Raw genomic sequence first — 25,798 nt, 5'->3', positions numbered from 1 at the left:
TTTGGCTTTATGAGGTTTTTAAATTTTTTGTTCTGCTAACTTTGGGATTTTCTTGATTCACTTGGAAGAACTTTTACAACTGTTTAGAAAGATGTTGCGTATATATTTCATGAAGCACAGGCATATCATGGACCTTATATTTTTCTTTGAAGGCCTCGATTTCTTCTTCGCTATATTTTCTTGGATCTAAGTGTAAGTCTTCGACAGGTAAGGGACGTTTATTGGGGATTTTCACATCGATTACGACTGGGCGATCGGATGCCGCCGCAGCGTCGAAAGCAGGGCGTAATTGCTCGTAGTGTGTAATCGTGAATCCATCCGCACCTAAGGCTTCAGAAGCTTTTCCAAAATCAGCTTGTTCAAGTAAGACGCCAAATTTTTGTTGTTCAGTGTCTTCTTGTTCAGCTTCGATAAAGCCAAATGAATCATTTGAGAAAACGACATTGATGACTGGTAACTGATAGCTGACTTGGGTCAAGATATCTTGCATCACCATAGCAAAGCCACCGTCACCGCTCAAAGTAAAGACTTGTCGATCGGGAAAACTTAATTGAGCAGCAATTCCGCCTGGCACCCCATTTCCCATCGTCGCAAACCAACCAGAAGTAGTGTGTAGCTGCTCGCCATTCATATTCAATAAGCGAATCGAATGAATGGTCGTATTTCCAACATCTGTCACAAAAACAGCATCGTGTTCGGCAATCCGGTTGATTTCTTTGTAGACTGCTTCTGGGCGAATCGATTGCTCAGTCGGTTCTTCAAACGATTGTAACCAACGCCGCCAATTTTGGACATTTTCTTGGTTGGCTAAATACCAAGCATCTTCTGCTCGTTCTTTTCCCAGTTCAACTAATTTCTCTAATGTGATTTTTCCATCGCCTAAAATGGCTAAATCTGCGTGATGACGGCGGCCAAACTTGGCTGCATCAATATCGACTTGGATAAAAGCTGCCTCAGGATTGAAGAACGTCCGCCCAAAAGGAAAGTCACTTCCTACGAATAAAATCAAATCGGCTTCTGCCAACGCTTCATTTGCAGGTTTTGTCGCTACCCGACCCGCAAAACCAAGAAAGTTTTTGTCTTCATCTGGCACAATTCCTTTAGCTAAAACAGAAGCAACTATCGGTATCTTGAAATATTCGGAAAATCGCTTGATCTGCTCATACCCATGACGGACACCTTGCCCGATGAATAAGACGGGTTTTTGAGCTTGTTTGAGATAAGGTAAAGCTGCGTTTACGTCTTCTGTGTCAGGTAAGATCACTCCTGTTTTGTACGTATGAGCGTTGGACACCTCTTGCCACTCAATTTCTTCAAAACCAAAATCAACAGGGATCGTCACGACTGCGACGCCTTGATGCGCATATGCTGCCTTGATGGCTTCATCAACCACATGGGGTAAACTTTCAGGTGTCATGACTGTGCGGTTGTAGACACTCACATCAGCGAAAATCGGATTTTCATTTAACTCTTGAAAAGCAGTATAATTCATTGAAGTCGAAGCCACTTGTCCTAAAAGAGCGACGACTGGGACATGGTCCATTTGAGCATCGTAAAGTCCATTGATCAAATGTGTTGCGCCAGGCCCAGCAGAACCAAAGACAGCGCCTACTTTCCCTGTTAATTTGGCATCAGCCGCCGCAGCTAACGCGCCGACTTCTTCATGACGTACTTGAATATAATCGATTTTTTCTTTTTCTTTGTACAACGCATCCATAATGGAATTGAACGAACCACCTGGAATCCCATAAATATGATCGATTCCCCAGCTTTCAAGCACTTTTACCATTGCAATACCGGCATTTATTGTTGACATTTTGACACACTCCTTAAAAAAACGAATTATATTTATTGTTTAAAGTATAAATCTTCCTTTTCAAAAGCCCAACTAAATCGACTTTTCAGCTGTGGGACTTGTAAGTAAATTATGAAACTATGGTATAGTGAGGTCAAAAAGTGAGGAGGAAGCGTATGCTAAAAATCGGTATCATGAGTGGCGCGTCGATCGTGCCACGTTTTGTTGAGGGGATCAAAGAAAGTGGTGTGGCGCAAGCTGCAGCGATTGCTACACGTCGCTTAGAAAAGGCACAACAGTTAGCAACAGAATTAGGGATTCCAAAGGCTTATGGCAGTTATGAAGCATTGCTTGCTGACAACGAGGTAGAATTGATTTATATTCCACTAATCAATCATCTTCATTTTTCCGCAGCGAAAGCCGCCATTCAAGCGAAGAAGCATGTGCTTTTAGAGAAACCTTTCACATTGCATTCAGAAGAGGCACAAGAACTCTATGCACTGGCGCAACAACACGATGTTTTTCTTATGGAAGCACAAAAAGCAGTGTTTCTCCCAGCAATCGAAGACGTGAAAAAAACGATTGATTCAGGAAAAATCGGTCAAGTGCAATTAGTAGATATTCGTGATGCTCGCCCGGGGTCTGAAAAGATTCCTTGGTTCTGGGATATGGAAAAAGGGGGAGGCGTATTGATCTCTAATGCTTCCTACCCGTTAAGTGTCAGTCAATATTTCTTTGGAACAGGCTTTGATGGCTATAACGGTATATGTGTTGAACACGGCTCAGGTCAAACAGACGAGCAATGTATGATCAACTTGAAACAGAAAGATCTTTTGATCAGTTTATTTCTGACAACAAAAATGTCTTTTACCAGTACGTATTCAATCATTGGCGAAAAAGGTACGATCATTATTCCTAATTATTGGAAAACGGACCATTATACGATCCAAATGAACGATGGAGAAGTAGTGAAAAAAGATTTTCCGATGAATAGTGAATTCGTCTTTGAGATCCGTCATGTCGCCGATTTACTTTCCTCAGGCAAGAAGCAAGGGACAGTGGTAGATCCGAACATGACGATCACAAATGTTCAAGTCGTTGACGATCTTTACTACAAGTGGTTTGGAGATGCTTGGCGAAAGGGATCATCAGATAAATAGTAGTCACATTTTTGCCAATATGCTAGAGTAAGAATAAAAGGTTGAAAGGAGATTTGTATGGTTGATTGGCTGCTGAAGCTAGAACCTTGGCAGCAAGCGTTGACGGGTACAGCGTTTACTTATTTTATGACTGCGCTTGGGGCTGGCTTAGTTTTTTTCTTTAAAGAAATCAAAAAAGATGTACTTAATCTGATGTTAGGATTTGCTTCTGGTGTGATGATCGCTGCCAGTTTTTGGTCTTTGTTAGATCCGGCAATCACAAAAGCAGAAGAAAACGGCGACATTGCTTGGCTTGTCGTTAGTATTGGTTTTGGGTTAGGTGGCCTATTCTTATATCTTGCGGACAAAACATTGCCACATATGCATTTTGGTCCAGCACATGAAAAAGAAGGATTACCGACACATTTAAAACGAACGATTTTACTTGTTTTTTCGATTACTTTGCATAATATTCCAGAGGGCTTAGCCGTAGGGGTGGCATTTGGTGCGGCAGCCACTTCGGATAATCCAACGACTGCGGTGCTGGCAGCGATCTCTGTTGCGCTAGGGATCGGTATTCAAAACTTCCCAGAAGGAGCAGCTGTTTCGATTCCTCTTCGCCAAGAAGGATTGAGTCGGACAAAAGCTTTCGTCTATGGACAAGCATCAGGTGTCGTTGAACCGATTGCAGGAGTCATCGGAGCAATCTTGGTGACGAAAGTTTCGGTCTTGTTGCCGTATGCTTTAGCTTTTGCAGCGGGTGCAATGATTTATGTCGTAGTGGAGGAATTGATTCCAGAAGCGCAACAAACACTTTCCAGTAAACGACACTATGCCGTTTTCGGTGTCATGTCTGGCTTTATTATCATGATGATTTTAGATGTAGCACTTGGATAAAATGATATATCATTTAGTAAAACAAAAAAAGAGGCAGAAAATTTCTGTCTCTTTTTGTTTTTGTTGAAAGGGAATTAGTAGTATTTTCTTTGTTGCGTTGCGCGAGTGATCCAACGGACTAACCAAATCGCAATGGCTGCTGGAATCAATAATTTGATACCTAACCATAGCAAGCTGCTGATTACGCTAACGAATAGGCTGAGGACAAAGCTAGCTACGACTAAACCGATAACCAATAGGATGATCGTTTGGAACGTATTTCTTTTTTGCATGTTGATCGCCTCTTTTCTCTATTTGGTAAACTTCTCACTAGAAGCTTCACTTGTTCTTTTCGATAAAATAAGTATAGCAAGGATTTTTTATGATGACCTCCACCTAGAGGCCGATTTCTACTTGCTACTTTGGTGTGAAAAGGTTGCTTTTTTATCCTTTTTACGAATAAAATGAAGCGAAAGGAGAGGAAAGTCATGCCGAAAAATCGACTAGAAGCCTTTACAGATGCAGTAATCGCCATCATCATGACGATTTTAGTACTGGAGCTACATGAACCACATTCAGATACCTTCCAAGCATTGATGACACTTGCTCCACGCTTTCTTATCTATATCATTAGTTTTTTCACTTTAGGTATTTACTGGAATAACCATCATCACTTGTTTCAAGCCGTTCATAAGGTCAATGGCCGAGTGCTTTGGGTGAATAGCTTTTTTATTTTTTTCCTTTCGCTGTTTCCTTTTGTTACATCATGGATCAGCGAATACAGTAACAGCCTTGTCCCTGAAATCACCTATGGCGTGGTGATATTAGGTGCTAATCTCACCTATTACGTGTTAGCACGGACATTAGTGGCCTCAGAAGAAGACGAAAAAGCATCCATCAAAGAGCTGTTCGGTAATTACCGTAAATCATATTTATCGATAGGCTTGAACGTTGTAGGACTGATACTGGGAGTTTTGGTTGCGCCAATTGCTGTACTATTGGTCAATGTCGTGATCTTGATCGCTTGGTTGATCCCAAGTCGTAAAATTGAAGCCTACTATCGTTAACTACCTAGCTAAAACGTACAACAAAAGACATGTAAGAGTGAAAGGCGAAATTCCTCACTATTACATGTTTTTTGTTGTATAAACGTCGAACTGGCTTAACAGTCATTTGGGAGGAAATTTAATAGAAAAATAAGTAAAATACAAAAAAACAATCGAAATTTTAAGGCATACTAGTGGTTAAAGAGGGATGTCGTATGAGAAAAAGGGAAAAATTTTATCCAGCCATCGTGACAAGTGTCATTACCATACTTATTTATGTAGAGCAATCGAGAGGGAGTCTGCTAGTTCTCCTATTGTCTATTTTACTTACGTTAATCGTCACGCTCAAAGGCTGATTAGTCATTCAAAGAACATCTACAGTTTTCTGTGGACAAGCAGAGAGAAACGGCAAGTTATCCACTGTGGATAACTTGGTGGGACACTCAAGTTTCAGGAATAACAATAACTTTTGTTAGGTTCTGTTATTTTAAATAACGCAAGAGAAAATAAACACATAAACTGGTTAATAATTTATTGGAAACAATGCAAAAAAACAAACTGAAACAAGAGAATGAACGCTCGTTTCAGTTTGTTCAACTGGTGTCTATAGATCAACATCAATGTACCCTGGGAGGGTATGAGAAAAATCAATATCAACGTGTGTTGTAAGGGTCTCCTTCTGGGGGTACATTATTTTTATAGGCAAAGTAATGATCATTTTTCTTAGCAATGCCAAATGTATCAGAGACATGAATGTTTTGTGGAGAGAATTTTATTGCTGGAATCGAGAACGATTGTTCTTTTGGATCAGTCACTCTGATTTCAAAAGATAGTTCGTCTTCCTCTTCTTTTGTTAGTATGATATGTGGTGTATCATTAAAATTGATTTCTGTAACTTCGTAGATGCCTAAAAAATCGACTGAATCACCAATGCTTTTCAATAACTGCTTTTTTGTTGGAACATATTCCATTTTAATTTCGTCATTTTGGGTCATTTCAGCTTTGGAGGTAACATCTCGAACAGGAGAATTCAAAAAATGAACAAAAGAAAATAAGCCGACACATCCAAATAAACTACTAATGATCAAAATAATTTTCTTCATTTCCTTACTTCTATCCTTTCTAGATTCTCCAACTTATGTGTTTGATTTAAAATCAATAAAACTTTATGTAACAATAAATTTGTATCATTTTTTGTTATTAAAAATGATTTCTTTCATAGTATAAATTTAAAATACAAAAAAATAAAGTAGATTTCCTAAATTCTTTGCGTAGATGAAAAGCTTTTAATTTTAGATAGTGAAAACTCGCTTGTTTATTACAAATAATGGTGGTTATTATTAATTAACTATAATAATATGATCGTTATTTAATAATTTATAATAAATTCTGCTTGTTTAACCTATGAAAATTGGTGTTATACTAGACAAAGTAAACTCGTTTTGATTTTTCTTTGAAAAAACTCCTTTCACATCCAATAGTTGATCGATTTCTTTGATCTTCATCTAAATAGACAAGACATCCTTAAGGCGAAAACGATTTTTATACACATTTCAAAATAAGGAGGTTTTTTATGGTTAAATCCTATTTTACATTTAACAAAATCCAAGATAATCCATATCGTATCATGAACTTGATGGTGTTGATCTTTCTCGTTTTATGGATTGGCTACATCAATCACAATTTTTTGATATCAAGTTTCTCCTCTCTAGGGATCTTTACATTCTTTTACTACCAGAACATTCCAATGAAGCAATTATTAAAGCGCATGTTTTTGATTGGCTGTGGCTTATTACTGGCATTTACATTAGGGTTGTTGTCTACTTATGTCATCTGGCTTGAACCCTTTGCTGTTGGCGCCGTGGCGTTTTTCAGCCGTTTTATTTTACGTTTGTTTCATATTTCTAAACCCGGAGGCTTATTCTTTGCGATGTTAGCGGCGATGGGTACGAGCATGTCGATTCCGCTTTCCCATTTGCCGACAGCAGCTACTTTTTTCTTCATGGGTGTTGTATTCTCCTTGATTGCCGCATTTCTTACGAAGAAATTGGATTCACGTCCAGAACAGGAAGTGATCAAGGTATCACTGAAGGAACGGTTTCATCAAGAACCTTTAGTGATCATTGATTCGATTTTTTATAGCGCGGCATTGTTTCTTTCAGTCTACGTAAGTCATGGCTTGAATATGAAAAACCCTTATTGGCTGACACTGTCTTGTGCCTCGATTTTATTAGCGGAGAATCTAGATGCCATGAAACATCGACAAGTTCAATATTTGATCGGCTCGATGCTAGGATTATGTTTATCTGCGGTGCTATCATTGATCCCATTTACGCAGCTTGAAACAATAGGTTTGATTACTCTTCTTTATGGCATTTCACAATTTCTAGTCGCTAGAAACTACGCAGTAGCGAATATCTTCTTGAATCCCATGGCCTTGATGCTTTCGACACTGGTCAGGAACACCTATTTGATCTCATTGATCGAGTATCGTTTTATCGGTATCGTCATAGGCAGTTTCATCGGTCTAGGTGTCGCTTGGGTGATGAATATCGGTTTACAACATTATTTAGCAGTTGTCAAAGAAAAATACGAAGCATAAAAAAAGAAAGGCGGTCACGACACTGAGGTCGGATCGCTTTTCTTTTTTGATTGTTAAAGCTGTTCGCCATTCGTTTCAATCACTTTTTGGTACCAAGCAAAAGAATCTTTTTTCAGACGTTGCAAAGTTCCTTTGCCGGTATTATCTTTATCGACATAGATCATGCCGTAGCGTTTTTCCATTTCACCGCTGCCAAAGCTGACGATATCGATGATTCCCCAAGGCGTATAGCCTAATAAAGGAACACCATCTTCGATCACTGCTTTTTTCATTTGTTCGATATGTTCTTTTAAATAATTGATTCGGTAGTCATCATGGATCTCATTTGAATCGGTCAACTGGTCGTATGCGCCGAAACCATTCTCAACGATAAATAGCGGAAGATCGTAGCGTTGATATACGGTATTCAATACATAGCGCAACCCGACAGGATCAATGGGCCATCCCCAATCAGAAGCAGTGATATAAGGATTTTTAACAAGTTTAGCGGAAGGAATATCTTCTGTTTGATTGCCCTCTACGTCAGGAAGTGTTGTGATCGTTCCCGACATATAGTAGCTAAAACCGATATAGTCAACTGTTCCTTCACGTAAGAGTTGTCGTTCGTTTTCACTGATATCGATCGTGATCCCTTTTTGTTCCCAGTATTTCGTCGTGTAGGTAGGGATTTCGCCACGGACATGAACATCACTGTAGAAGAAGCGACGTTCGTTCGCTTTGACTGAAGCAATCATATCTTCTGGCGCACAAGAATAAGGATAGATTGGGACATAAGCCATCATACAGCCGATCTGAAAATCAGGATTGATCTTTTTCCCTTCGCTGACAGCCCAAGCACTGGCAATCAGTTCGTTGACTCCTGCTTGGAAGACTAACGCTTCTTTATCTTGACCCTCTTCGATGATCATCGCAGAATTGGTCCAAACATGTACTGGTTCTTGCCCATCTGCCTGGTTATTGATTTCATTGAAGGTCATCCAATAAGTGACTTTGTCTTTGTAACGTTCAAAGACACACTTGGCAAATTTTACAAATAAAGGAATAACCGCTTTATTGGTAAAGCCACCGAAATCTTCATAAATGGCATAAGGAATCTCAAAATGAGACAACGTAACGACTGGCTCAATTCCATTTTTTAAACACTCATCGAAAAGATCATCATAAAATTTTAACCCTTGTTCATTTGGTGTTTCTTCTTGACCAGTAGGAAAAATGCGACTCCATGAAATCGAGGTACGTAGACATTTTAATCCTAGTTCTTTAAATAATTGGATGTCTTCTTTGTAGCGATGATAAAAATCAATCGCTTCGTGATTTGGATAATATTCTCCTTCAAGGATGCCTTTAGTGATTTTTCGAGGAATCCCATTTCCGCCAGCAGTCATAACGTCAGCGATACTTGGGCCCCGTCCATCAATATTCCAAGCGCCTTCTGCCTGGTGAGCAGCGATCGCGCCACCCCATAAAAAATCTTTTGGTAATTCTCTAAGCATAATAAATCCCCCTACGATTATTCTGTACGCTGTGCGCGGTTCGAAGCAATGACAAAAGGTAGATAGATCAAAATGGAGATGGCTAAACATAGAATCCCGATAACGATCCCCATGATGTTACCACCCGTTCCTAAAAACAAATTGATGATTCCGGGTGTGGTCCACGGTAAACCAATCGCCGGTGAGGGCATGATCGGCCATACTACTGTAACGAAATAACCAACAAGAATATTGACCATTGGTGTTAGAACAAAAGGAATGATCATGATTGGATTCAAGACGATCGGTAAACCAAAGATCATTGGTTCATTGATTTGGAAAATACCTGGTACGAAAGACAGTTTGGCAATTTCTCGATGTTCGGGTCTTCTTGACGCAATAAAAATCGCAATGATCAAGCCTAGGGTCATACCAGTACCACCCATATTCGCAAACATATCGTTCAAGATGCCCCAAGTTTCTTTGAAAGGGACGTCCCACAGTGAACCGCCATCATTGATAAATTGTAGATTGGCTAAGTCTTGTTCGGTAAAGATCGCTGAACGAACAGCATTCAACGTGTTTGGACCATGGATACCGATAGAAAATAGCAGCGTTTGGATAAAAGCTAAAAGAAGTACGCCAACCACATTTCCACCTAGATCGCGCAAAGGCGTCTGAATACCGGCATAAATCAACTCGTTAATCCCTTCTGGTGCAATCATCAAGACGAAGAAATTGATCAAAGCTGCCATAGCAACGATGATGATGATCGGAATCATACCAGAAAAAGAACGAGAAACAGCTGGTGGAACAAGTTCTGGCATCTTGATTTGTAATTTTTTGACTTTGAATAATTTCGGTAAGAATTCTCCGACTAAGCAAGCGACGATCATCGCCACGAACAAACCTTGAGCCCCTAAATATTGCGTGGAGATAACGTTCATCTCGTTGACCGAAAAAGAAGTAGGGTAGAAGATCATAAAGCAAGCGACACTCGTTAATCCAACTAAGGTGGCATCCGCTTCAAAGTGTTTCGCCAAAAGCTGAGCGACTAAAAACGCAATAAACAAGCTCATGATGTTGATCGTTCCGTTGGCTACAGAAGCAAGGACTTGTTGGGCGCTTTCTAAATTTGGAAAGATACGTGAAAGTTGAAATAATTGCACGATAAAGCTATCTTTTGAAAATAAAATATTATTGACTAAGATCACTAATGATGAAGAAATCGTCAATGGAAAAATAAGCATAAATGCATCTCGTACGGCTGCAATGTGTCGCTGGTTGTTTAACCGTGTTGCAATCGGAACAAGACTTCGATCTAATAAATCATTGAATTTTTGCATAAGAATAACACCTTTCGTTATATGATGCATTCATTATAGCGAAAGGTGCAAAAGAAAAGTAAGCGCATTCTTATTTAGGATAAAAATTTGGAACAATGAAAATTATTTCGTGGGAGGAACGTAGTGTTCCAAGTCGCTTCTATTGGCAGGTTGATTCCTCTAGGTAACCGATCAGTGTTTCAAGAATTGCCATGGCAGGCAGTTGGCTAGTCAAATCAAGAAAGATATCTTTGCGTTCTTCTTTGATGGAATAGTCGATCGAATAATCACATAACTGTGCCAATGAACTTTCTTTATGTGCAGTAATACAATATTTATGCACGCTATCAGCATGAGCTAATCCTGAAATGACTTCGATCAGTTCTTTTGTTTCACCTGAAACACTCAAAAAGACCAACGCATTTTTTTGATCCTTACGCAAAAAACTACGAATGGGATAAGTCAGTTCATCTAAACTGATACAAAAATAACCGATATTTGCTAATTTTCGTGCGACATATTGTGCTAATGCCCCTGAAGCACCCATGCCCATAAACAGAATAAAATCCGCTTGCTGCAATGTTTTTGCCATTTTTTTGATTTGATATTCAATGTCGGGATGAAAAATCGTCATGTTCAACTGACTGATTCGTTCCTCTAGCTTGACTTGTTTTTCATCTGTTTCATAGTGGGCTTTTTCTAAATGATTTTTGATATAAAAACGAAACTCCGGAAATGAATCAAAGCCAACTTTTTGGATAAAGCGAAAGACCGAGGTCGAAGAAACATGCGCATCTGTCGCGATGTCTCGTACCCGCATATAAGGTATTTTCTCGAGGTTATTAACGATAAATCGATAAATCTCTTGTTCGACAGAAGACAATTTATTTAAGCTGAGATTTTCAAAGATAGCCATGTGTTCACCTCAAGATTCTTTTTCTTTAGAGTATAGCATGATGAGAAGGGATTTTGTAAGAATTCTTGAAAGGAGATAAGACCTATTCACTAAATCGATTCTCTAATTTCTGTTGATGGTGATGAATGATTTCTTCAAAGGTCAGTCCATATTTATCAGCAAGAATCAGCACATTATCCAGCACATCGCCCAATTCCTCCATCAGATTTTCTTTGTAAAATTCGGTTGTTTGTACAGACTCATCCGGGCGATCTCTGCCGATTTCGAGGCTTCGAACCGCTCTTGATACTTCGCCAACTTCTTCTGTTAAAAAGCCGATACGGATAAATGGATCGTAGTCGTACCAATTTCTTTTTTTATAAAATTCAACTACCCATTTATTATAATCTTTGATGTTCATGTTGAGGATAACCACCTTTCAATTATATAATAGCATAAGCTGGAAAAAACTTGGGAGGGGTCACGGCGATGAACGTTGCAGTATATTGCGGAGCAAGTAAGGGGAATTCCCCAGAGTATGAACGAGTGACGAGAAAATTAGGTGAGTGGATCGGCAGTAATGAGTATCAGTTAGTTTATGGCGGTGGCAATGCGGGCTTGATGGGGATCATTGCTGATTCAGTGCTTGAATCTGGTGGGAAAGTAACAGGGATCATGCCGGACTTTCTAGCAAAACGAGAACTCGCTAAAAAAGATGTCACCTCTTTGATGATCGTTTCGACCATGCACGAACGGAAACAAAAGATGATTGAATTATCAGATGTCTATATCGCTTTACCCGGTGGACCTGGAACGGTTGAAGAGATTACGGAAGTGATTTCTTGGGGAAGGATTGGACAGCATGTCAATCCATGTGTGTTGATGAATCATCAAGGTTTTTTCGATCCACTGAAACAACAGTATCAAGCTATGGTCAATCAAGGCTTTTTGACTAAAGAAGATTTCGATAAAATTTTGTTTGCAAACACACTGACCGAGATCCAGCCGTTTGTGGATCAATATGTTCCACCGAAAATCAGGGAGTATAAATAAACGGTTACTGGAATAGTTTTTACAGAAAAAAATTTTTGTCTATCATTGTTATTAGAAACTCCGCTGATCAATGTTGGAACATTCCTGTAGAAATTTGACAATTATGAGTATATTCTATAGGATATATTTATAAATTCAACAGAAAAAGGTGATGAATCCGGCATATCAGATGTTATAAAATCAGTAACATGGATATGACTGGAAGCGAGTAAATAAAATCAATTCAATAGGTAAAAAATTGAGCTGACATCCAGCTTTATTTAGCGTACCTATGTATTTGATTTTATTTTACTCGCACATCTTCGCCTTATGCAGGGAAGCCGTAGAGTAAAATCTACGGCTTTTTTCTTTTGTTTGAATTTATAAAAAAGAATGAGGAGATGGTACTAATGATTGAAACACTTTTAAGCAAGCCAACACTTTATCAACAAACGAAAGGAGCTTTTTGGGATGCTCGACATATCTCGAAGCAAATGCTTCAAGCACACCTTGATCCTGAATTTGAAGGGGCAAGTCGAAAAGCCCAATTCATCGATGAATCTGTTCGTTGGATCAATCAAATGCTCAAACCAGAAGACTATCCGACATTACTGGATATCGGCTGTGGTCCAGGGATCTATGCAGAAAAATTTAGTCAGTTAGGTTATCAAGTGACGGGGCTTGATTTTTCTAAACGATCCATTGCTTACGGTAGAAAATCTGCGGAAAGCCAACACTTACCGATCACGTACCATTATGCGGACTATTTGAACATGGATTTAGACAATCAATACGACATCATCACGATGATCTATTGTGACTTTGGCGCATTATCAACGAGTGATAGAAAAAAATTATTGGAAAAGATTTATCAGCATCTAAAACCAACCGGAAAAGTTTTATTGGATGTCTTTTCTATGGCAAGCTATCAACTGTTTGAAGAAAAACAAGTATGGGATACTTGTCCAGACGGAGGTTTTTGGACAGCAGAACCTCACGTTGCATTGCAGTATAATACAAAATACAATGAACGAGTCACTTTAGAACAAACAACGATTCTTACTGCAAATGAATTCAAAAATTATTATTTGTGGATGACGTATTTTACAAAGGAAACGTTGCAAGCCGAAATGGCGGCTTCGGGTTTTGCTGTCTGTGGTTTTTTTGGTGATGTAAAAGGGACTGACTATGAAGAGGATTCGCCAACGTTAGCAGTATTGTTAGAAAAGAAAGGGTAACGAATTTCTTTTGAATTTGAAATAGCAAAGATCGTCCTTAAGAGGCAAGTAGAAATCCCCAAAAATCTTTCGTTTGATTTTTGGGAATTTCTTTTTTGCGGAGATTTGTGATCAGCATGATTCGATCGTCTCAACATGAGAGGAGATTTGAATGAATTTATTGGCAAAATTTTTATTCTCCTTATCATGGGAGGTGAATAAAATGATTTTATTCTTACGTACGTCAATGAGTGTTTTGAAGATAGCATCCGCAGAGTCTTTATCGATACTACTCGTACTTTCATCCAGAATCCAGATCCTGCTGTCTTGGAGCATCATACGGGCAATGAACACGCGCTGTTTTTCTCCGCCAGAAAGATTTGCGCCATTGTCAATGATCAAAGAATCCCAATCTTTATTTTTAAAAATCGGCGCAAGCAGGGAGGAATTTCTCAGTTCTTCTTTTTTTTCATCTGAAATCGGCTGACCGAGAGTGATGTTGTATTCAAGTGTATTTGAAAAGAGCAGCGTGGTTTGAGAAAGATAAGTCATCTGTTCTCTGATGAAACTCAAGTCCAGTTGTTCAATCGGCAACTCATTGATAAAGAGATCCTTGCTTTCATAAAAACCTAAGATTGCTTTTATGAGGGTCGATTTTCCAGAACCTGAAGGACCTTCGATATAACAAATATCGCCTAAATGCAACGTTTCAGTTAACGATAAATGGATTCTTTTGGCATTTGATGTCATCGTGATTTGCGGATTGGCAAATCTGATGCTGGTGATCTGATCGATGGCTGTGCCAGAGGACCTCTCTTGGTGTAATTCTAAGTTTTCTTGAACAAATTGTTGATTCGCTACGACCGTTCGATAATCGACATTGATTTTTGATAAATCAGAAAGTGCCGTGAAGAAAATAGGCATCAAAATACTGACGACCATCATATTGTTCAACTGAAGTTGCTGATTATAGACTAAGTAGCTGATCGTGATAAAAATAATATTTTGAGAAAGCTGATTGATAAATGAAACCGTGTAACTAGTGATTTGAGCGAATTTATTTGTTGCTGCCAAGCTTGTATACATATTTTTGAGTGTATTTGAAGTTAGTTGTTTGACGGTATCAAAGCTAGGTAACATCTTAAATTGTTCTGGATTACCTAAGAGCAAAATCAAATCTTTTTGCGCATGAGCATTTTCATCTTGCATCGTTTTGATTCTTACATTCAGTGTTTTATTAATAAAGAGATAAGAAAAAAGATTAATTGGGATCAAAAGAAGAGTGATTAGGAAGATAACTGAATCGAGTGAAAAAAAGATACCTAACACAATGAGAATAGAGATGGCCGATTTCAGTACTAAAAAGAAACTTGTTGTCATAAACAGATAAGTCGTATCCACAATTCGAAACATTCGACTGACTAGATTTCCTGATTCTAACTTGATGTATTTCTCAAATTTCAAGGTATATACGTTAGCTAATAAATCAAAAAATGAGTTCAAATTGAACTTTTTTGCAAAATTTTCTCGATAAATGATCAAACCAACTTGAAAAATATAAGAGAGTGACATGGCACCGATTATTAGGAAAATAATAGGAAAAATAGCATTGATTTCATAACTATTGATACTATTTAAGATAAATGGCGCAATCAAAGTGGTTAGTACGGTTACTAAGACTAATAACATTGATATAAATAGGTAAGTATAACCTTTTCTTGTGAGAAACTTCATTTTTTATTACACTCCTTGAGTACATGATTGACAAATGATTATAAAGAAGATTATACTTTATTTAGGAAAAAAAGTGAATATTTCGTTTTCTCTTTTTTTCATAGTTTGAGGTTATGTAATGTACAGAGAAACTGTTATAAAACTTAATGGATTGTCTGTTGTTCCATGATCTTTTGCTGACGTTCGTCATCAATACATAAAATAAAGGAGGGGTGCAAATGTTTAAAAAACCTGAGTTGAAGAAAATTACAGGTACTTATGCCGCACCATGTTCTTGTGGTATTATCGCAGGTCAAGGATCGTAAGTGAGAATGAGACAAGGTCAACCTGTCTTGTCTCGAGAAATAAGCTGAGGATTACGAGAATTGTTTGTGCAATTTTTGTAGTTCTCAGCTTTTTTGAAAGGGTTTTTATTTCCAGTGTTCGCCGTTTTTAGAAAGGAAAAAGCGGGTGAGTACTTATTTTACGTGGTAGAAATGAGTTTTTCGGCTTAAAAAATGAGGTGATTTTATTCGAATCAATGATAATCTTTATGCCTATCAGTTCAATGAAGAATTTATTGTACATAATGTCTCGCGAAGTACGTGGATATTAGTGGATCAAGAAGAATTAAGCAAAATAAGAAAGCAAGATTACATGAATTTAAGAACAGCAACTCAAAAAAAGATGAATCTTTTTCAAATCCTTTTAGATGACCCATTAGAAGTAGAAAAAGCTACCTATACGATACCGGAAACCGCTTATTTGGTGATGACACATCGTTGCAATTTGAAATGTGTTTACTGCTATGCGGAAGCCAGTTCTGAAAAGGAGTATGAAGATAGTTTAAGTTTTATTGAATGGATCGATGTACTCAATCAATTGAAAGATTGTGGCGTGAAGAATATTGTCTTCACTGGAGGGGAGGTCGGTTTAAGTAAAGATGCATTAAAATATATCGACTATGCCAAAAAAATTGGTCTATCTATCGGCTTGATCACCAATGGCACATTGTTACGAAATGCCAATGATGCAGCATTTTTAGCGGAACGATGTGATTCGATCACCATCAGTTTAGATTCGATCGATCAAGTGGAAAATGACAAAAATAGAGGAAAAGGCTGTTATCGCCTCGCAATGAGAGGAATCCAAAATCTATTGGACTTGAAATATCCTAACATTTCAGTCAATACGATTATTACAAATAACAATTTTGAGAAGATTGACGAAACCATTCACTTTTTAAAGAAGAATCATATCAATTATAAATTAGGAGGCTTCAGCGAGCTAGGACGTGCAAAAATGGCAGAGATTTCCTTGACTGAGAAGGAAAGAGTGGCAATCGAGTTAAAAGAAAAGAACGAGACCCGCTCTCCTTTTTTAAAACCTTTTTCAATCAAGGAGTCATGCGGTCTGGGTGTTGGAGAATTTGCAATCAATCCTGTAGGCGATATCTTTGCCTGTAAGCTTTTAGAAACCGCTGATTACAAACTGGGAAATATCAGGGAAAAGCAACTTAGTGCTATTTTTGATGAAGAGAACATTGAATTGATTCGCTCTCAAAGCATTGATCGATTATCAAAATGCACCGACTGCTCATTCCGATATTTATGTGGTGGCGGATGTCGAGCGCATCATTATTATGCAACGAACGATATCCATGGTGTAGATGATGCGGAATGTACCTTGATCAAGGAAACCTTAAAGCATCAAATGGTTCGCAGCTGTACCAATGAATAACGAAAAGAGTGAGAGATATGAAACTTAGCGAGAATATCACTTATGAAAAAATGGGTAATGATCTATATATCATGATTGAAGATGAACGTTTTATATTGGACAATGAGGTATCAATCGACGTGTTTGATTTGCTAAAGGATGAGTGTACAAAAGAGAAAATAAAAGCCTTTGTGCGAAATAAATATCGTCTAGATCAAGAATTTACAGATGCTGAAAAAGATGGTTATGTAGAAGAATTTTTAGCTGTACTCAAGATGAATGGAATCATTACAGAAACTTGACCATCGTTTAATCGAAAAAAATAAGCAGAAGCCCATAAAATCGTTGGGCCTCTGCTTATTTTTTTTTCGAGGCAGAACAGTTTCGCTCTGACCTCTCTTGTGGCTACTAAATGTGGCACGTCATGCACATTATATGGATGCCATACACTAGAATTACTTCCCCAAATAATTTTTAGTGCTACTTCTTTTCATCCATATTTGTTGTATTCGGATAGTCTTCATTCGCTCGTTTATCAACAACCTGTTTTTTGTTACAATATAAGATAACGAATAAATCAATATTTTATAACTTATGTAACTATCCGTTATCCAGAGTATAGCATCTTTCGCTGATGTACATTTACTTATTTTTTTCTAATTGAATAAAAATAGGATAGGGAAAAATTCTTTTTGTAAAAAAATATTTATATGTTAACGATACAAAAAACGAAAACAAATGAGTAGAAGGTTTGCGATCTGTTTGTGACAAGCATCATCGTATTTTTCAATTTTTAATGGTACAGAAATAAAAACAGATTATATTTATTGGTGAGTAAAAAAGTTGCTTTTTGCTTCCATTTAATGGATTATAAAAACAGAAGATTTTGCATTTGCCTTGCTTTTTTATAAAAGTAAAGCAATCTTTGGTAAACAGTGGAATTGATACAGTTTTTTTCTTTGTATTAATTTTGGGAATTGCTTTATAGACTGGAGGAAAAATGTGATTGAGCTAGTAAATGTGTCGAAGCAATATGATAAGACCAAGTCGCTGCATCAAATCAGTTTTACAGTAGAACAAGGAGAAGTGATCGGGATCGTTGGTAAAAGCGGTTCTGGCAAATCGACTTTATTACGCTTATTGAATTTGATGGAAACGCCTACTGAAGGCACGATCAAGCTAAATGGTGTAGACGTCCAGTCGTTATCAAAAAAAGAATTACGGCAACAGCAACAAAAAATAGGCATGATTTTTCAACATCATAATTTGCTTGAAAACCTACGTGTCTATCAGAATGTCGCACTTCCTTTAAGACTGCAAAAGAAGAAAAACCCTAAAAAAATCAATGACTTATTAGATTTTGTTGGGATGAGTCATAAAGCAGATAGCTATCCGGTCAAACTCTCTGGTGGCGAAAGACAACGGGTTTCGATCGCAAGAGCGTTGAGTAGAGATCCGCATTTGTTACTTTGTGATGAGGCCACCAGTTCTTTAGATGAAGAAAATACAGAGAGTGTCGTTCGTTTACTACATAAAACACACGAAGAGTTCCAACCGACTATTTTTTTTGTTAGTCATGAACTTGAAACCGTTAAACGCTTATGTAAACGAATCTTGGTCATGGAGAATGGCCATCTGATCGGTGAATTGACGAATGACCCGCAACAGTATGAGGAAGAGGATCTAACCTATTTTGAAAAAATAAAAAGGAGTTTGTCTGATGAACCTACCAACAGCACTTATTGAATATTGGCCGTCTTTAATCAATAGTTTGAAAGAAACTGGCATCATGATGGCTATTTCCATGTTCGTTTGTGTGTTGGGAGGATTGCCAGCAGGCTTGGGCTTGTACTTGACGAATCCTAAGGTCAGAAGGACAAAAGGGGCCCATCCTTGGTTATACTGGTTACTCAATTTCATCGTGACTGTCGTTCGCTCGTTTCCTTACCTCCTGTTAGTGATTGCTTTGATCCCAGTGACACGCGCGATTTTAGGAAGGGCGTTTGGTCCAGTTCCTTCATCCATTCCTCTGAGCATTGTCGCAGTAGCGATTTTTGCTCGTTTAGTTGAACAAGTATTGTTAGATGTACCTGAAGAAATCTATGCGCTGTCAAATTCATTAGGTGCCTCTCGGTTTCAATATATCTGGCATTTTTTATTTGTCGAAGCACGAAGCGGCTTAGTGTTAGCTTATACCACGACGACAGTCAGTATGATTTCTTTTTCCACTGTCATGGGCGTCGTAGGTGGCGGCGGAATTGGGGATTTTGCTGTACGTGTAGGTTACCAACGGTATGAATATGGTGTGATGTATGTTGCCATTGTGATCATGATCGCTTTGGTCTTCATTTTGCAAATGTTAGGAAATTTTGTTGCACAATCATTAGATAAACGAAAGTAGGAGAAAAATCATGAAAAAGTTTTATTTATTCACGTTAGCTTTAGCAAGTGTACTTGTCTTAGCAGCCTGTGGGGGAAGCAATGAGACAGAAGAAAGCAAGAAAGAAATCACTGTAGCCGTGCAATTGGAATCATCAAAAGATATTTTAGAAATTGCCAAAAAAGAAGTAGAAAAATCAGGATATACGATCAATATCATGGAAGTCAGTGATAACGTTGCTTATAATGATGCGGTGCAACATAATGAAGCAGATGCAAACTTTGCACAACATGAGCCATTTATGGAACGCTTCAATCAAGAAAAAGATGCGGATCTAGTAGCTGTTCAACCAATCTATTATTTTGCGGGCGGGTTTTATTCCAAAGAATATGATGATGTGAATGATTTGCCAGAAAATGCGAAAGTGGGTATCCCTAGCGATCCAACAAATGAAGGTCGTGCGTTAGCGATTTTGAATGAGAATGGCGTTATTACATTGAAAGATGGTGTCGGCTTTGATGGGACAGTAGCAGACATTGTAGAGAATCCTAAAAATCTAAATTTTGAAAGTATCGATCTTTTGAATTTGGTCAAAGCTTATGATGAGAGTGATATCGCTATGGTTTTCTGTTATCCAGCTTATCTAGAACCAGCAAACTTGACGACAGCAGATGCTTTATTACTAGAGGATGAAGAAGCAAGCAAACATTATGCATTGCAATTAGTTACTCGAGAAGAAGAAAAAGACAGCGAGAAAATCAAGGTATTGAAAGAAGCAATGACAACACCAGAAGTCGCTGACTATATCAAGAACAATACAAAAGGTTCAAATATCCCAGCATTTTAAACAACGGGCGAACTATAACAAATAATGATGTAAGTAACAGCGTGGCTTGTTATGTACAAATGAATCGTCCTTATTGGGTGATTTCTATAATCAAAGTGAAAAAGATACGACATTCGGTCGTATCTTTTTATTTTATCTGAAAAAATATATGGACCAATTTACATGATAAATCCGCATTCTTTTGGTCAGTACGCATTGTTTCTTCAAGTTATTTTACAGTAGGCGTTTTTATTTTTTTGTTATGTATCCAAAAATATATTTTTTCAGAAAAAAATGTTTTTTTATTGTCTCATTTTTCAGTTAGTATTTTTAGAGGGCGAGATAGATTATGTTTTACAGTTCACTGTATAACGAACTATTCGCTACAAAAAAATCTATAAGGAGCTTGAGATGAAAAAAAACAATTTGAAAAAAATTGCAGCAGCAAGCATGTTACTACTTACATTAGGAGGACCAGCGGTAACATTTGCGACAAGTCAATCAACAGGTGACTTGGCCAGTATCAGTAGTCAGGTAGAAGAGCAGTTAGCAATTAAAAACGGTGATTTCAATGATGGATTGAACAACTGGATCGTATCGAATCCAGGGACACAAAATCCGAAGATCGAAGAATTAAATGGAAATAAGTACGTGGTCGCAACATATGGAGAAAACATTCATCAATATTTGACATTGAAGCCAAACACGACCTATACATTTGGTTATGATGTCGCAGGAAGTGCTGATTTCCCAGCGAAAGTTGAATTCGGTACGATGAATCATGATGAAGGATTCGTTTCATTAGAAGAAACAGCCCACAACAACGAGAACTGGACACGCAGAGAATTTACGTTTACGACACCTGCAACAGAAAATACATACATTCTTCGTTTTTCTTCAACAGGAAACGGTTGGGCAAAATTTGACAATATCCAAGTAGAACCAGAAAAAACAGAAACGAACTTATTGACTGTAGGTACACAAGATCGTGAAGCGTATGCGTATTTAAACTTAGATTCAGAACGTTTCAATAGCTCAGAAAGATTGATGGTTTACGTGGATGGCCGCTATCATTTTGAAACATACAAAGGCAAAGCTTACTATTCCTTCACAAGTAAAAAGGATGGCGGAACTCAAGTCCGTCGTAGTATTTCCGGAGTCAAAGGACAAGTGATCGAAGTATATACTGCACCAAACTCACCTGGTCATAGTTCAACAGGCAAGCGTTTATTAGAGTCGATCACGTTAGAAGAAGATTTAGCAGTTGACACTTCTTTATTAGATCATGCGGTAAAGAACATCAAATTATCAGGAAGCCGACTAGATATTGATTTCGATCGTGCAAGTTTTGAAGGAAAAAATCGAATGATGATCTATAAAAACGGCAAATACATTGCTGAAGTCTACAAAGGCAAAGCATACTATTCATCTGTACGTGAGAAGTTAACTGATAGTATCAAAGTAAGTAAATCTTCTGATTTTAAATCCGGAGATGTGATTTCAGTGGAACTACGCAGCGGCACTCCTGGTGGTTCGGCTAAGTTGATCCAAGTATTAGCAACATTTGAAGTAGAATAGAGAAAGAGTAGTGTCTTGTCCTGAGCCGTAAGCTAGAAAATTGAAAAGTATGTTTATCTTTTATCATTTTTTCGTTTAGTGTTGAAGGTCAACTTCTGGCACACCGTTTATTCGGTGTTAGGTGGGTGAAACATATTCTTAAAATAAGGCGGTAGCTATGAATTCTTTCATGGTTACTGCCTTATTTTTTGATTACTTAGGAGAAAATGTAGCCGTCATGTAATTTTCAGAGAATACCTCATTTACTCGTGCGTTTACCTGAGATACGTTACAATGTTATTGTAATGAAAAAGGAGGGCGTATGGTTATGAAATCTTCAATGGTATTAATTATGGTAGCTGTATTTATTCTTACTGGATGCGGTGGAAAAACAAATGATGAGAAAAGTGCTTCTTCAGACTATTCGACAGAGGAAACACAGGAAACAGCTTCGTCGTCTCAAGCAGCAACGAGTGAATCTAGCAGTCAATCGGCTGAAACTTCTACTAGCACTAGTTCAACTATCACGACAACAACCTCTTCTGAAATGATCGAAGAGACAAATCCCTTAGCCGGTTATACGGATGATCAAATCGAGTATGCCAGAGTTTGGTTGACGATCATGGGAACCAACTACAAGTCTGATCTCGCGAACAATGAATTTGAGCTTAATGTCCGACGTGCGCCAGCAGGATCACCGATCAATCCTTATGATGAAAGTAGTTTGACGTTTCCGAATGAGACAGTCATGATATCAGGAAAATATGGCTATCAAAGTGGTATCGTTTACTCCAGTAATCACGATGGCTCAATCACCTACTATCCTGTACCAAGTCATTTCCAACAGCCAGATGATCAAGCTATTTTGAAGGAAGAAGAACAAAATATACTCAATAATGCACAACGGATAAATATCCCTACCGGTAATCCTGAAGATATCAAGGAATTGATCCGTGTGATGAACATCGAAAATTAATGTGTCACTGGAAGCTTGAATTTGATTGAACGAAAATCTTGACTATTCGGGTTAAGTAAATCACGTAGATAATAGTATTCGATATTAATTGTTTGAACGTTAGTGTTTTTCATCTCTTCGTCTAATACAAAGTAAGCTTGGACAACTCCTGTAGAGCCTATTTCCAAAGCATCAGTTGCCGGCTGATCATCTGGTTGGTTCTGTAATGTAGGATCGACATGGATATTATCTTCTGTAGTGATCTCAAAGTTTCTGTAAAACTTCGAACCATTATTAAAATCTTTTACTGAGTGATTGGTCATGCGAATATCAAGTCTAATGATAGTATCCATAGGGTAAGCTAAGTACTCTTGTTCTTGAATGATATCATTAGCTTGGGCACTGGCTTTGATAATTTCGATCGTAACTGCAGGTTTTCCATTTAAAGATATCGTGGCTGGATCGTTTAGTCCGTGAATCGTTGTCGTATCGTTTGATGGTTCGCTCTTTGAGTCCGAGGGATCAGACGATGGTGTAGATGATTCCGTGGCAGTCGTTTTGGTAGTAGTCATTACTGAAGATTTTGTGTGTGGCATCGTGTCATTTATTGAATGGCAACTTGCTAACGTAAACAAAAAAAACAAGCTACTAACTGCTAAAAAAGCTTTATTTTCCATATACACATTAACTCCTAATTGATAAATATAGTATGAACACACATTATTATAACAACCGATATTTTAAAGTAAAGAAGAATCTAGAACGTTATTTATGGTAAGAAATAGCAACAAAATAAATAGCGACTCAAAAACTTGAAAAAAGTTTTGAGTCGCTATTTTTTGTATTCAGCAAACATCTGTGAGATTTATCCTAGTTTCTACCACTGCTTAAATAAAAATAGTTTCACATACTAGTGAACTCGCGCATTTTTTTCCGATAATTTGACGGAGTCATTTGTGTTTCTCGTTTAAATAAGCTAGTGAAGTAATTGGGATCATCGAAACCGGCTTCCAATGCAATATCGATAATTTTCAAATCTGAATGCAATAGTAAGTACTCTGCCTTTTTGATTCGCATTTGATTTAAATACGTAAAGAAGGTCATGCGAAAATGTTTTTTAAAAAAGCGACAGAAATGTTCTTTACTGTAGCCGATATGACTACTGATTGCTTCAAGGGTGATCGTACTTTGATAATTTTCTTCAATGTATAGAATGATTTTTTTGCAGCGATACGTATTGAGTTTCTTTTTACTGTCAACTAATTTTGCAGGAGTTACTTGTGTGCTGTAACGCGAAAAATGTTTGATCAGTAGTAACAATTGGGCTTTGATCGTCAGTTCAAATCGTGATTCTTTCAAGGCAAAAGTATCGATGATCGTGATAATGAGTTGTTGGATAGCTAAAATATCAGAGCAATTATTTGTAAAATGGATGGTTGATTGCTCCATTGAATGGAGCAACGGATCAAGATAGGTTTGCTGGATATGGTCAGAAATCCGACTTTCGATGAATGACGCATCAAACACGATTGCAAAAAAAGCACAGGCATTCATTTGGTAATTGAGAGCTTCATGTAATTGGTTCGCAGGTATAAACAAAATATCCCCTTCTCGAACAACATAAGACAAACCTTCTACTTTTACTTCCATGAGTCCGCGGTAGACGTAAAGAATCTCCAGCTCTCGATGCCAATGGGGATGGATCATATTTTCCTGGTGTACTGGGTGGTTCGTATAGTGAACAGCTACTGGAAACAAACTATCACCATGTTCGGTCATTTCCTTTAGCGTTGTATCAATATCTTGTTGACTAGGGTTGGGGGTAAAAATATCGTTTGGTCTAAACATCACATTTCCTCCATTTTGATCAATATTACAAGGTATTTCGACTAAGATAGCGATTACATACCGTTGTAGATATCAATATAATCAATTTATGAATAAGTTGAGGAGGACAGATCATGAAGAAACAACGAGGATTTTTGGTACTTGCTTTTGCCATGTTGTTAGGAATTGCCGGCTGTGGCACGACACAAAGCGGGCGTTCAGATGATGGTAGTGTAACATTAGAGATTTTCAATATCAAGACAGAAACGGCCGAGCAAATGGATGCATTAGTGGAAGCGTTCGAGAACGATCATCCGGAAATCAAGATCAATTTGACCACAGTCGGTGGAGGGACAGATGCGACAGCAGCATTGCAATCGAAGTTTTCCTCTGGAGATGAACCAGATATTTTTATGTTAGGTGGCTTAGCAGATACACAGATATGGCAACATAAACTCTATGATCTTGGGGAAACAACATTAGCAAAACAAGCAATCGAAGGCACATTGGAAGGCGCGACTCTCGATGGAACGGTTTATGGTGTCCCGATGAATATCGAAGGATATGGCTGGTTGATCAATCAAGAGATTTTTAAAGAAGCAGGCATTGATAATGATTCAATCAATACATTTGAAGCATTTGAAGAAGCTGTTCAATTATTAGATAGCAAAAAAGAAGAACTAGGACTACAAGGCGTATTTGGTTTTAGTGGGGCAGAAACATGGGTGTCCAGTCAATATAGTTCGAATTTTTTTGCTCCAGAGTTTGATGATAGCTTAGAAAAGACCTATGAAGCGCCTGAATTAAGCGTGGATTATGCGGAACAAATGAAAAACTACACGGATCTAGTCATTGAATACAACGCACAGCCAATGGAAGCAATGGATTACAGTACGTCTGTTGAAGAGTTATTTGCGAGTGGAAAAGTCGCTATCATCCATCAAGGCAATTGGATCGTTCCAACCTTGGATAGCTTAGATGAGACTTTTACAAAAGAAAAACTAGGCATCATCCCGATGCAGATCGAATCTCCAGAAGAAAGTAAAATCGTCGCAGGTCCAGCCTGGTATTGGGGGGTCAATAAAGACAAGGACCAAGAAATCATTGACGCTTCGATCGAATTTCTAACGTGGATGTATACCGATGAACAAGCGATGACGGCAATCGTTGATGAGTTTCAATTCATTCCAGCTTATACTAATTTCTCAAGTGAAGCGATTCATGATCCTTTATCTAAGGAAATCTACACCTATTTAAGTGAAGGACAGACTGTTCCGTGGGTCCACAATTCCTATCCAGACGGATATGGGCAAAATATTTTTGGTGTGCAGATCCAAGCATATGCAGCTGGACGAATCTCTTGGGATGAATTTATCGATACGTTGCAAACCAGTTGGGCACAAGAGTGGGAGTAAGAAACAA

General features: G+C 38.0%; 24 protein-coding genes. 14 read left to right on the top strand and 10 right to left on the bottom strand.

The window, feature by feature from the left end:
* Nucleotides 1-73: 73 nt before the first annotated feature.
* Nucleotides 74-1,816: a pyruvate oxidase gene (gene spxB, locus JZO83_RS06355; RefSeq protein WP_207115275.1), complete on the bottom strand. Its 1,743-nt coding sequence runs from the start codon at nucleotides 1,814-1,816 to the stop codon at nucleotides 74-76.
* Nucleotides 1,817-1,971: 155 nt separating this feature from the next.
* On the opposite strand from spxB, the gene JZO83_RS06350 reads away from it, so the two are divergent.
* Complete coding sequence (locus JZO83_RS06350; protein WP_206858864.1) at nucleotides 1,972-2,955, top strand: Gfo/Idh/MocA family oxidoreductase; 984 nt, start codon at nucleotides 1,972-1,974, stop codon at nucleotides 2,953-2,955.
* Nucleotides 2,956-3,012: 57 nt separating this feature from the next.
* Nucleotides 3,013-3,831, top strand: coding sequence for a ZIP family metal transporter (locus JZO83_RS06345; RefSeq protein WP_207115274.1), 819 nt, complete (start codon nucleotides 3,013-3,015; stop codon nucleotides 3,829-3,831).
* Between the two features lie 74 nt (nucleotides 3,832-3,905).
* Here the strand turns inward: JZO83_RS06345 and JZO83_RS06340 are convergent, their stop codons facing one another.
* The gene (locus JZO83_RS06340) at nucleotides 3,906-4,103 is read right to left on the bottom strand and encodes a hypothetical protein (protein ID WP_206858861.1); all 198 of its coding nucleotides are present in this window, start codon (nucleotides 4,101-4,103) and stop codon (nucleotides 3,906-3,908) included.
* Nucleotides 4,104-4,298: 195 nt separating this feature from the next.
* On the opposite strand from JZO83_RS06340, the gene JZO83_RS06335 reads away from it, so the two are divergent.
* Nucleotides 4,299-4,877: a TMEM175 family protein gene (locus JZO83_RS06335; RefSeq protein WP_206858860.1), complete on the top strand. Its 579-nt coding sequence runs from the start codon at nucleotides 4,299-4,301 to the stop codon at nucleotides 4,875-4,877.
* A 632-nt stretch (nucleotides 4,878-5,509) separates the two neighbouring features.
* Here JZO83_RS06335 and JZO83_RS06330 read toward each other — a convergent pair.
* Nucleotides 5,510-5,959 carry a hypothetical protein gene (locus tag JZO83_RS06330; protein ID WP_206854766.1) on the bottom strand — a complete coding sequence of 150 codons (450 nt, stop codon included), beginning with the start codon at nucleotides 5,957-5,959 and terminating at the stop codon, nucleotides 5,510-5,512.
* A 470-nt stretch (nucleotides 5,960-6,429) separates the two neighbouring features.
* Here JZO83_RS06330 and JZO83_RS06325 point away from each other — a divergent pair, with 470 nt between their 5' ends.
* On the top strand, nucleotides 6,430-7,458 hold the full coding sequence (locus tag JZO83_RS06325) for an FUSC family protein (RefSeq protein ID WP_206854764.1): 1,029 nt from the start codon (nucleotides 6,430-6,432) through the stop codon (nucleotides 7,456-7,458).
* A 53-nt stretch (nucleotides 7,459-7,511) separates the two neighbouring features.
* Here the strand turns inward: JZO83_RS06325 and JZO83_RS06320 are convergent, their stop codons facing one another.
* From JZO83_RS06320 to JZO83_RS06305, 4 genes are all read right to left on the bottom strand, one after another.
* Nucleotides 7,512-8,951 (bottom strand): 6-phospho-beta-glucosidase, encoded by a 1,440-nt coding sequence (locus JZO83_RS06320; protein WP_207115273.1) that lies wholly within the window; start codon nucleotides 8,949-8,951, stop codon nucleotides 7,512-7,514.
* Nucleotides 8,952-8,968: 17 nt separating this feature from the next.
* Nucleotides 8,969-10,276 (bottom strand): PTS transporter subunit EIIC, encoded by a 1,308-nt coding sequence (locus tag JZO83_RS06315; RefSeq protein ID WP_207115272.1) that lies wholly within the window; start codon nucleotides 10,274-10,276, stop codon nucleotides 8,969-8,971.
* A gap of 139 nt (nucleotides 10,277-10,415) precedes the next feature.
* Nucleotides 10,416-11,171, bottom strand: a complete 756-nt coding sequence (locus tag JZO83_RS06310; protein ID WP_207115271.1) for a MurR/RpiR family transcriptional regulator — start codon at nucleotides 11,169-11,171, stop codon at nucleotides 10,416-10,418.
* Nucleotides 11,172-11,253: 82 nt separating this feature from the next.
* Nucleotides 11,254-11,571, bottom strand: coding sequence for a MazG-like family protein (locus tag JZO83_RS06305; RefSeq protein ID WP_206854755.1), 318 nt, complete (start codon nucleotides 11,569-11,571; stop codon nucleotides 11,254-11,256).
* A gap of 68 nt (nucleotides 11,572-11,639) precedes the next feature.
* Between JZO83_RS06305 and JZO83_RS06300 the strand changes: the two genes are divergently transcribed.
* Together JZO83_RS06300 and JZO83_RS06295 are read left to right on the top strand one after the other, a co-directional pair.
* On the top strand, nucleotides 11,640-12,203 hold the full coding sequence (locus tag JZO83_RS06300) for a TIGR00730 family Rossman fold protein (RefSeq protein WP_206854749.1): 564 nt from the start codon (nucleotides 11,640-11,642) through the stop codon (nucleotides 12,201-12,203).
* Between the two features lie 389 nt (nucleotides 12,204-12,592).
* Complete coding sequence (locus tag JZO83_RS06295; protein WP_207115270.1) at nucleotides 12,593-13,420, top strand: class I SAM-dependent methyltransferase; 828 nt, start codon at nucleotides 12,593-12,595, stop codon at nucleotides 13,418-13,420.
* Between the two features lie 111 nt (nucleotides 13,421-13,531).
* Here the strand turns inward: JZO83_RS06295 and JZO83_RS06290 are convergent, their stop codons facing one another.
* Nucleotides 13,532-15,133: an ABC transporter ATP-binding protein gene (locus JZO83_RS06290; protein WP_207115269.1), complete on the bottom strand. Its 1,602-nt coding sequence runs from the start codon at nucleotides 15,131-15,133 to the stop codon at nucleotides 13,532-13,534.
* Between the two features lie 636 nt (nucleotides 15,134-15,769).
* Here JZO83_RS06290 and JZO83_RS06285 point away from each other — a divergent pair.
* The 7 genes from JZO83_RS06285 (at nucleotide 15,770) to JZO83_RS06255 (ending at nucleotide 22,570) form a co-directional block, all read left to right on the top strand.
* Entirely contained in the window at nucleotides 15,770-16,852 is a 1,083-nt protein-coding gene (locus tag JZO83_RS06285; protein ID WP_207115268.1) for a radical SAM protein, read from the top strand.
* A 17-nt stretch (nucleotides 16,853-16,869) separates the two neighbouring features.
* The gene (locus JZO83_RS06280; protein WP_206854723.1) at nucleotides 16,870-17,133 is read left to right on the top strand and encodes a hypothetical protein; all 264 of its coding nucleotides are present in this window, start codon (nucleotides 16,870-16,872) and stop codon (nucleotides 17,131-17,133) included.
* Between the two features lie 700 nt (nucleotides 17,134-17,833).
* The gene (locus JZO83_RS06275; RefSeq protein WP_207115267.1) at nucleotides 17,834-18,577 is read left to right on the top strand and encodes an ATP-binding cassette domain-containing protein; all 744 of its coding nucleotides are present in this window, start codon (nucleotides 17,834-17,836) and stop codon (nucleotides 18,575-18,577) included.
* Complete coding sequence (locus JZO83_RS06270) at nucleotides 18,552-19,232, top strand: ABC transporter permease subunit (RefSeq protein ID WP_206854719.1); 681 nt, start codon at nucleotides 18,552-18,554, stop codon at nucleotides 19,230-19,232. The genes JZO83_RS06275 and JZO83_RS06270 overlap by 26 nt, the downstream gene beginning before the upstream one ends.
* A 10-nt stretch (nucleotides 19,233-19,242) precedes the next feature.
* Nucleotides 19,243-20,058 carry a MetQ/NlpA family ABC transporter substrate-binding protein gene (locus JZO83_RS06265; protein ID WP_207115266.1) on the top strand — a complete coding sequence of 272 codons (816 nt, stop codon included), beginning with the start codon at nucleotides 19,243-19,245 and terminating at the stop codon, nucleotides 20,056-20,058.
* A 390-nt stretch (nucleotides 20,059-20,448) separates the two neighbouring features.
* Nucleotides 20,449-21,615, top strand: coding sequence for a carbohydrate binding domain-containing protein (locus JZO83_RS06260; protein ID WP_207115265.1), 1,167 nt, complete (start codon nucleotides 20,449-20,451; stop codon nucleotides 21,613-21,615).
* A gap of 307 nt (nucleotides 21,616-21,922) precedes the next feature.
* Nucleotides 21,923-22,570 carry a hypothetical protein gene (locus tag JZO83_RS06255; protein ID WP_207115264.1) on the top strand — a complete coding sequence of 216 codons (648 nt, stop codon included), beginning with the start codon at nucleotides 21,923-21,925 and terminating at the stop codon, nucleotides 22,568-22,570.
* Here JZO83_RS06255 and JZO83_RS06250 read toward each other — a convergent pair.
* Both JZO83_RS06250 and JZO83_RS06245 read right to left on the bottom strand, forming a co-directional pair.
* A complete protein-coding gene (locus JZO83_RS06250) occupies nucleotides 22,567-23,226 on the bottom strand; it encodes a hypothetical protein (RefSeq protein ID WP_207115263.1) in 660 nt (219 codons plus the stop codon). The two genes, JZO83_RS06255 and JZO83_RS06250, sit on opposite strands and share 4 nt — an antisense overlap.
* A 226-nt stretch (nucleotides 23,227-23,452) precedes the next feature.
* A complete protein-coding gene (locus JZO83_RS06245) occupies nucleotides 23,453-24,397 on the bottom strand; it encodes a helix-turn-helix domain-containing protein (RefSeq protein ID WP_206854706.1) in 945 nt (314 codons plus the stop codon).
* 113 nt (nucleotides 24,398-24,510) lie between these two features.
* Here JZO83_RS06245 and JZO83_RS06240 point away from each other — a divergent pair, with 113 nt between their 5' ends.
* The gene (locus tag JZO83_RS06240) at nucleotides 24,511-25,791 is read left to right on the top strand and encodes an ABC transporter substrate-binding protein (protein ID WP_207115262.1); all 1,281 of its coding nucleotides are present in this window, start codon (nucleotides 24,511-24,513) and stop codon (nucleotides 25,789-25,791) included.
* The last annotated feature ends 7 nt before the right edge of the window (nucleotides 25,792-25,798 follow it).

The sequence above is a fragment of the Enterococcus sp. DIV1298c genome, assembly GCF_017316315.1.
GTDB classification, from domain to species: Bacteria; Bacillota; Bacilli; order Lactobacillales; family Enterococcaceae; genus Enterococcus_B; species Enterococcus_B mangumiae.
Note: the sequence above shows the minus strand (reverse complement) of the source record. Positions and strands in the feature narration are given on the sequence as shown.

Coding starts and splice junctions, on each gene's coding strand:
- spxB (WP_207115275.1), bottom strand. CDS start 1,816: ATGTCAACAATAAATGCCGGTATTGCAATGGTAAAAGTGCTTGAAAGC.
- JZO83_RS06350 (WP_206858864.1), top strand. CDS start 1,972: ATGCTAAAAATCGGTATCATGAGTGGCGCGTCGATCGTGCCACGTTTT.
- JZO83_RS06345 (WP_207115274.1), top strand. CDS start 3,013: ATGGTTGATTGGCTGCTGAAGCTAGAACCTTGGCAGCAAGCGTTGACG.
- JZO83_RS06340 (WP_206858861.1), bottom strand. CDS start 4,103: ATGCAAAAAAGAAATACGTTCCAAACGATCATCCTATTGGTTATCGGT.
- JZO83_RS06335 (WP_206858860.1), top strand. CDS start 4,299: ATGCCGAAAAATCGACTAGAAGCCTTTACAGATGCAGTAATCGCCATC.
- JZO83_RS06330 (WP_206854766.1), bottom strand. CDS start 5,959: ATGAAGAAAATTATTTTGATCATTAGTAGTTTATTTGGATGTGTCGGC.
- JZO83_RS06325 (WP_206854764.1), top strand. CDS start 6,430: ATGGTTAAATCCTATTTTACATTTAACAAAATCCAAGATAATCCATAT.
- JZO83_RS06320 (WP_207115273.1), bottom strand. CDS start 8,951: ATGCTTAGAGAATTACCAAAAGATTTTTTATGGGGTGGCGCGATCGCT.
- JZO83_RS06315 (WP_207115272.1), bottom strand. CDS start 10,276: ATGCAAAAATTCAATGATTTATTAGATCGAAGTCTTGTTCCGATTGCA.
- JZO83_RS06310 (WP_207115271.1), bottom strand. CDS start 11,171: ATGGCTATCTTTGAAAATCTCAGCTTAAATAAATTGTCTTCTGTCGAA.
- JZO83_RS06305 (WP_206854755.1), bottom strand. CDS start 11,571: ATGAACATCAAAGATTATAATAAATGGGTAGTTGAATTTTATAAAAAA.
- JZO83_RS06300 (WP_206854749.1), top strand. CDS start 11,640: ATGAACGTTGCAGTATATTGCGGAGCAAGTAAGGGGAATTCCCCAGAG.
- JZO83_RS06295 (WP_207115270.1), top strand. CDS start 12,593: ATGATTGAAACACTTTTAAGCAAGCCAACACTTTATCAACAAACGAAA.
- JZO83_RS06290 (WP_207115269.1), bottom strand. CDS start 15,133: ATGAAGTTTCTCACAAGAAAAGGTTATACTTACCTATTTATATCAATG.
- JZO83_RS06285 (WP_207115268.1), top strand. CDS start 15,770: ATGAATTTAAGAACAGCAACTCAAAAAAAGATGAATCTTTTTCAAATC.
- JZO83_RS06280 (WP_206854723.1), top strand. CDS start 16,870: ATGAAACTTAGCGAGAATATCACTTATGAAAAAATGGGTAATGATCTA.
- JZO83_RS06270 (WP_206854719.1), top strand. CDS start 18,552: ATGAACCTACCAACAGCACTTATTGAATATTGGCCGTCTTTAATCAAT.
- JZO83_RS06265 (WP_207115266.1), top strand. CDS start 19,243: ATGAAAAAGTTTTATTTATTCACGTTAGCTTTAGCAAGTGTACTTGTC.
- JZO83_RS06260 (WP_207115265.1), top strand. CDS start 20,449: ATGAAAAAAAACAATTTGAAAAAAATTGCAGCAGCAAGCATGTTACTA.
- JZO83_RS06255 (WP_207115264.1), top strand. CDS start 21,923: ATGAAATCTTCAATGGTATTAATTATGGTAGCTGTATTTATTCTTACT.
- JZO83_RS06250 (WP_207115263.1), bottom strand. CDS start 23,226: ATGGAAAATAAAGCTTTTTTAGCAGTTAGTAGCTTGTTTTTTTTGTTT.
- JZO83_RS06245 (WP_206854706.1), bottom strand. CDS start 24,397: ATGTTTAGACCAAACGATATTTTTACCCCCAACCCTAGTCAACAAGAT.
- JZO83_RS06240 (WP_207115262.1), top strand. CDS start 24,511: ATGAAGAAACAACGAGGATTTTTGGTACTTGCTTTTGCCATGTTGTTA.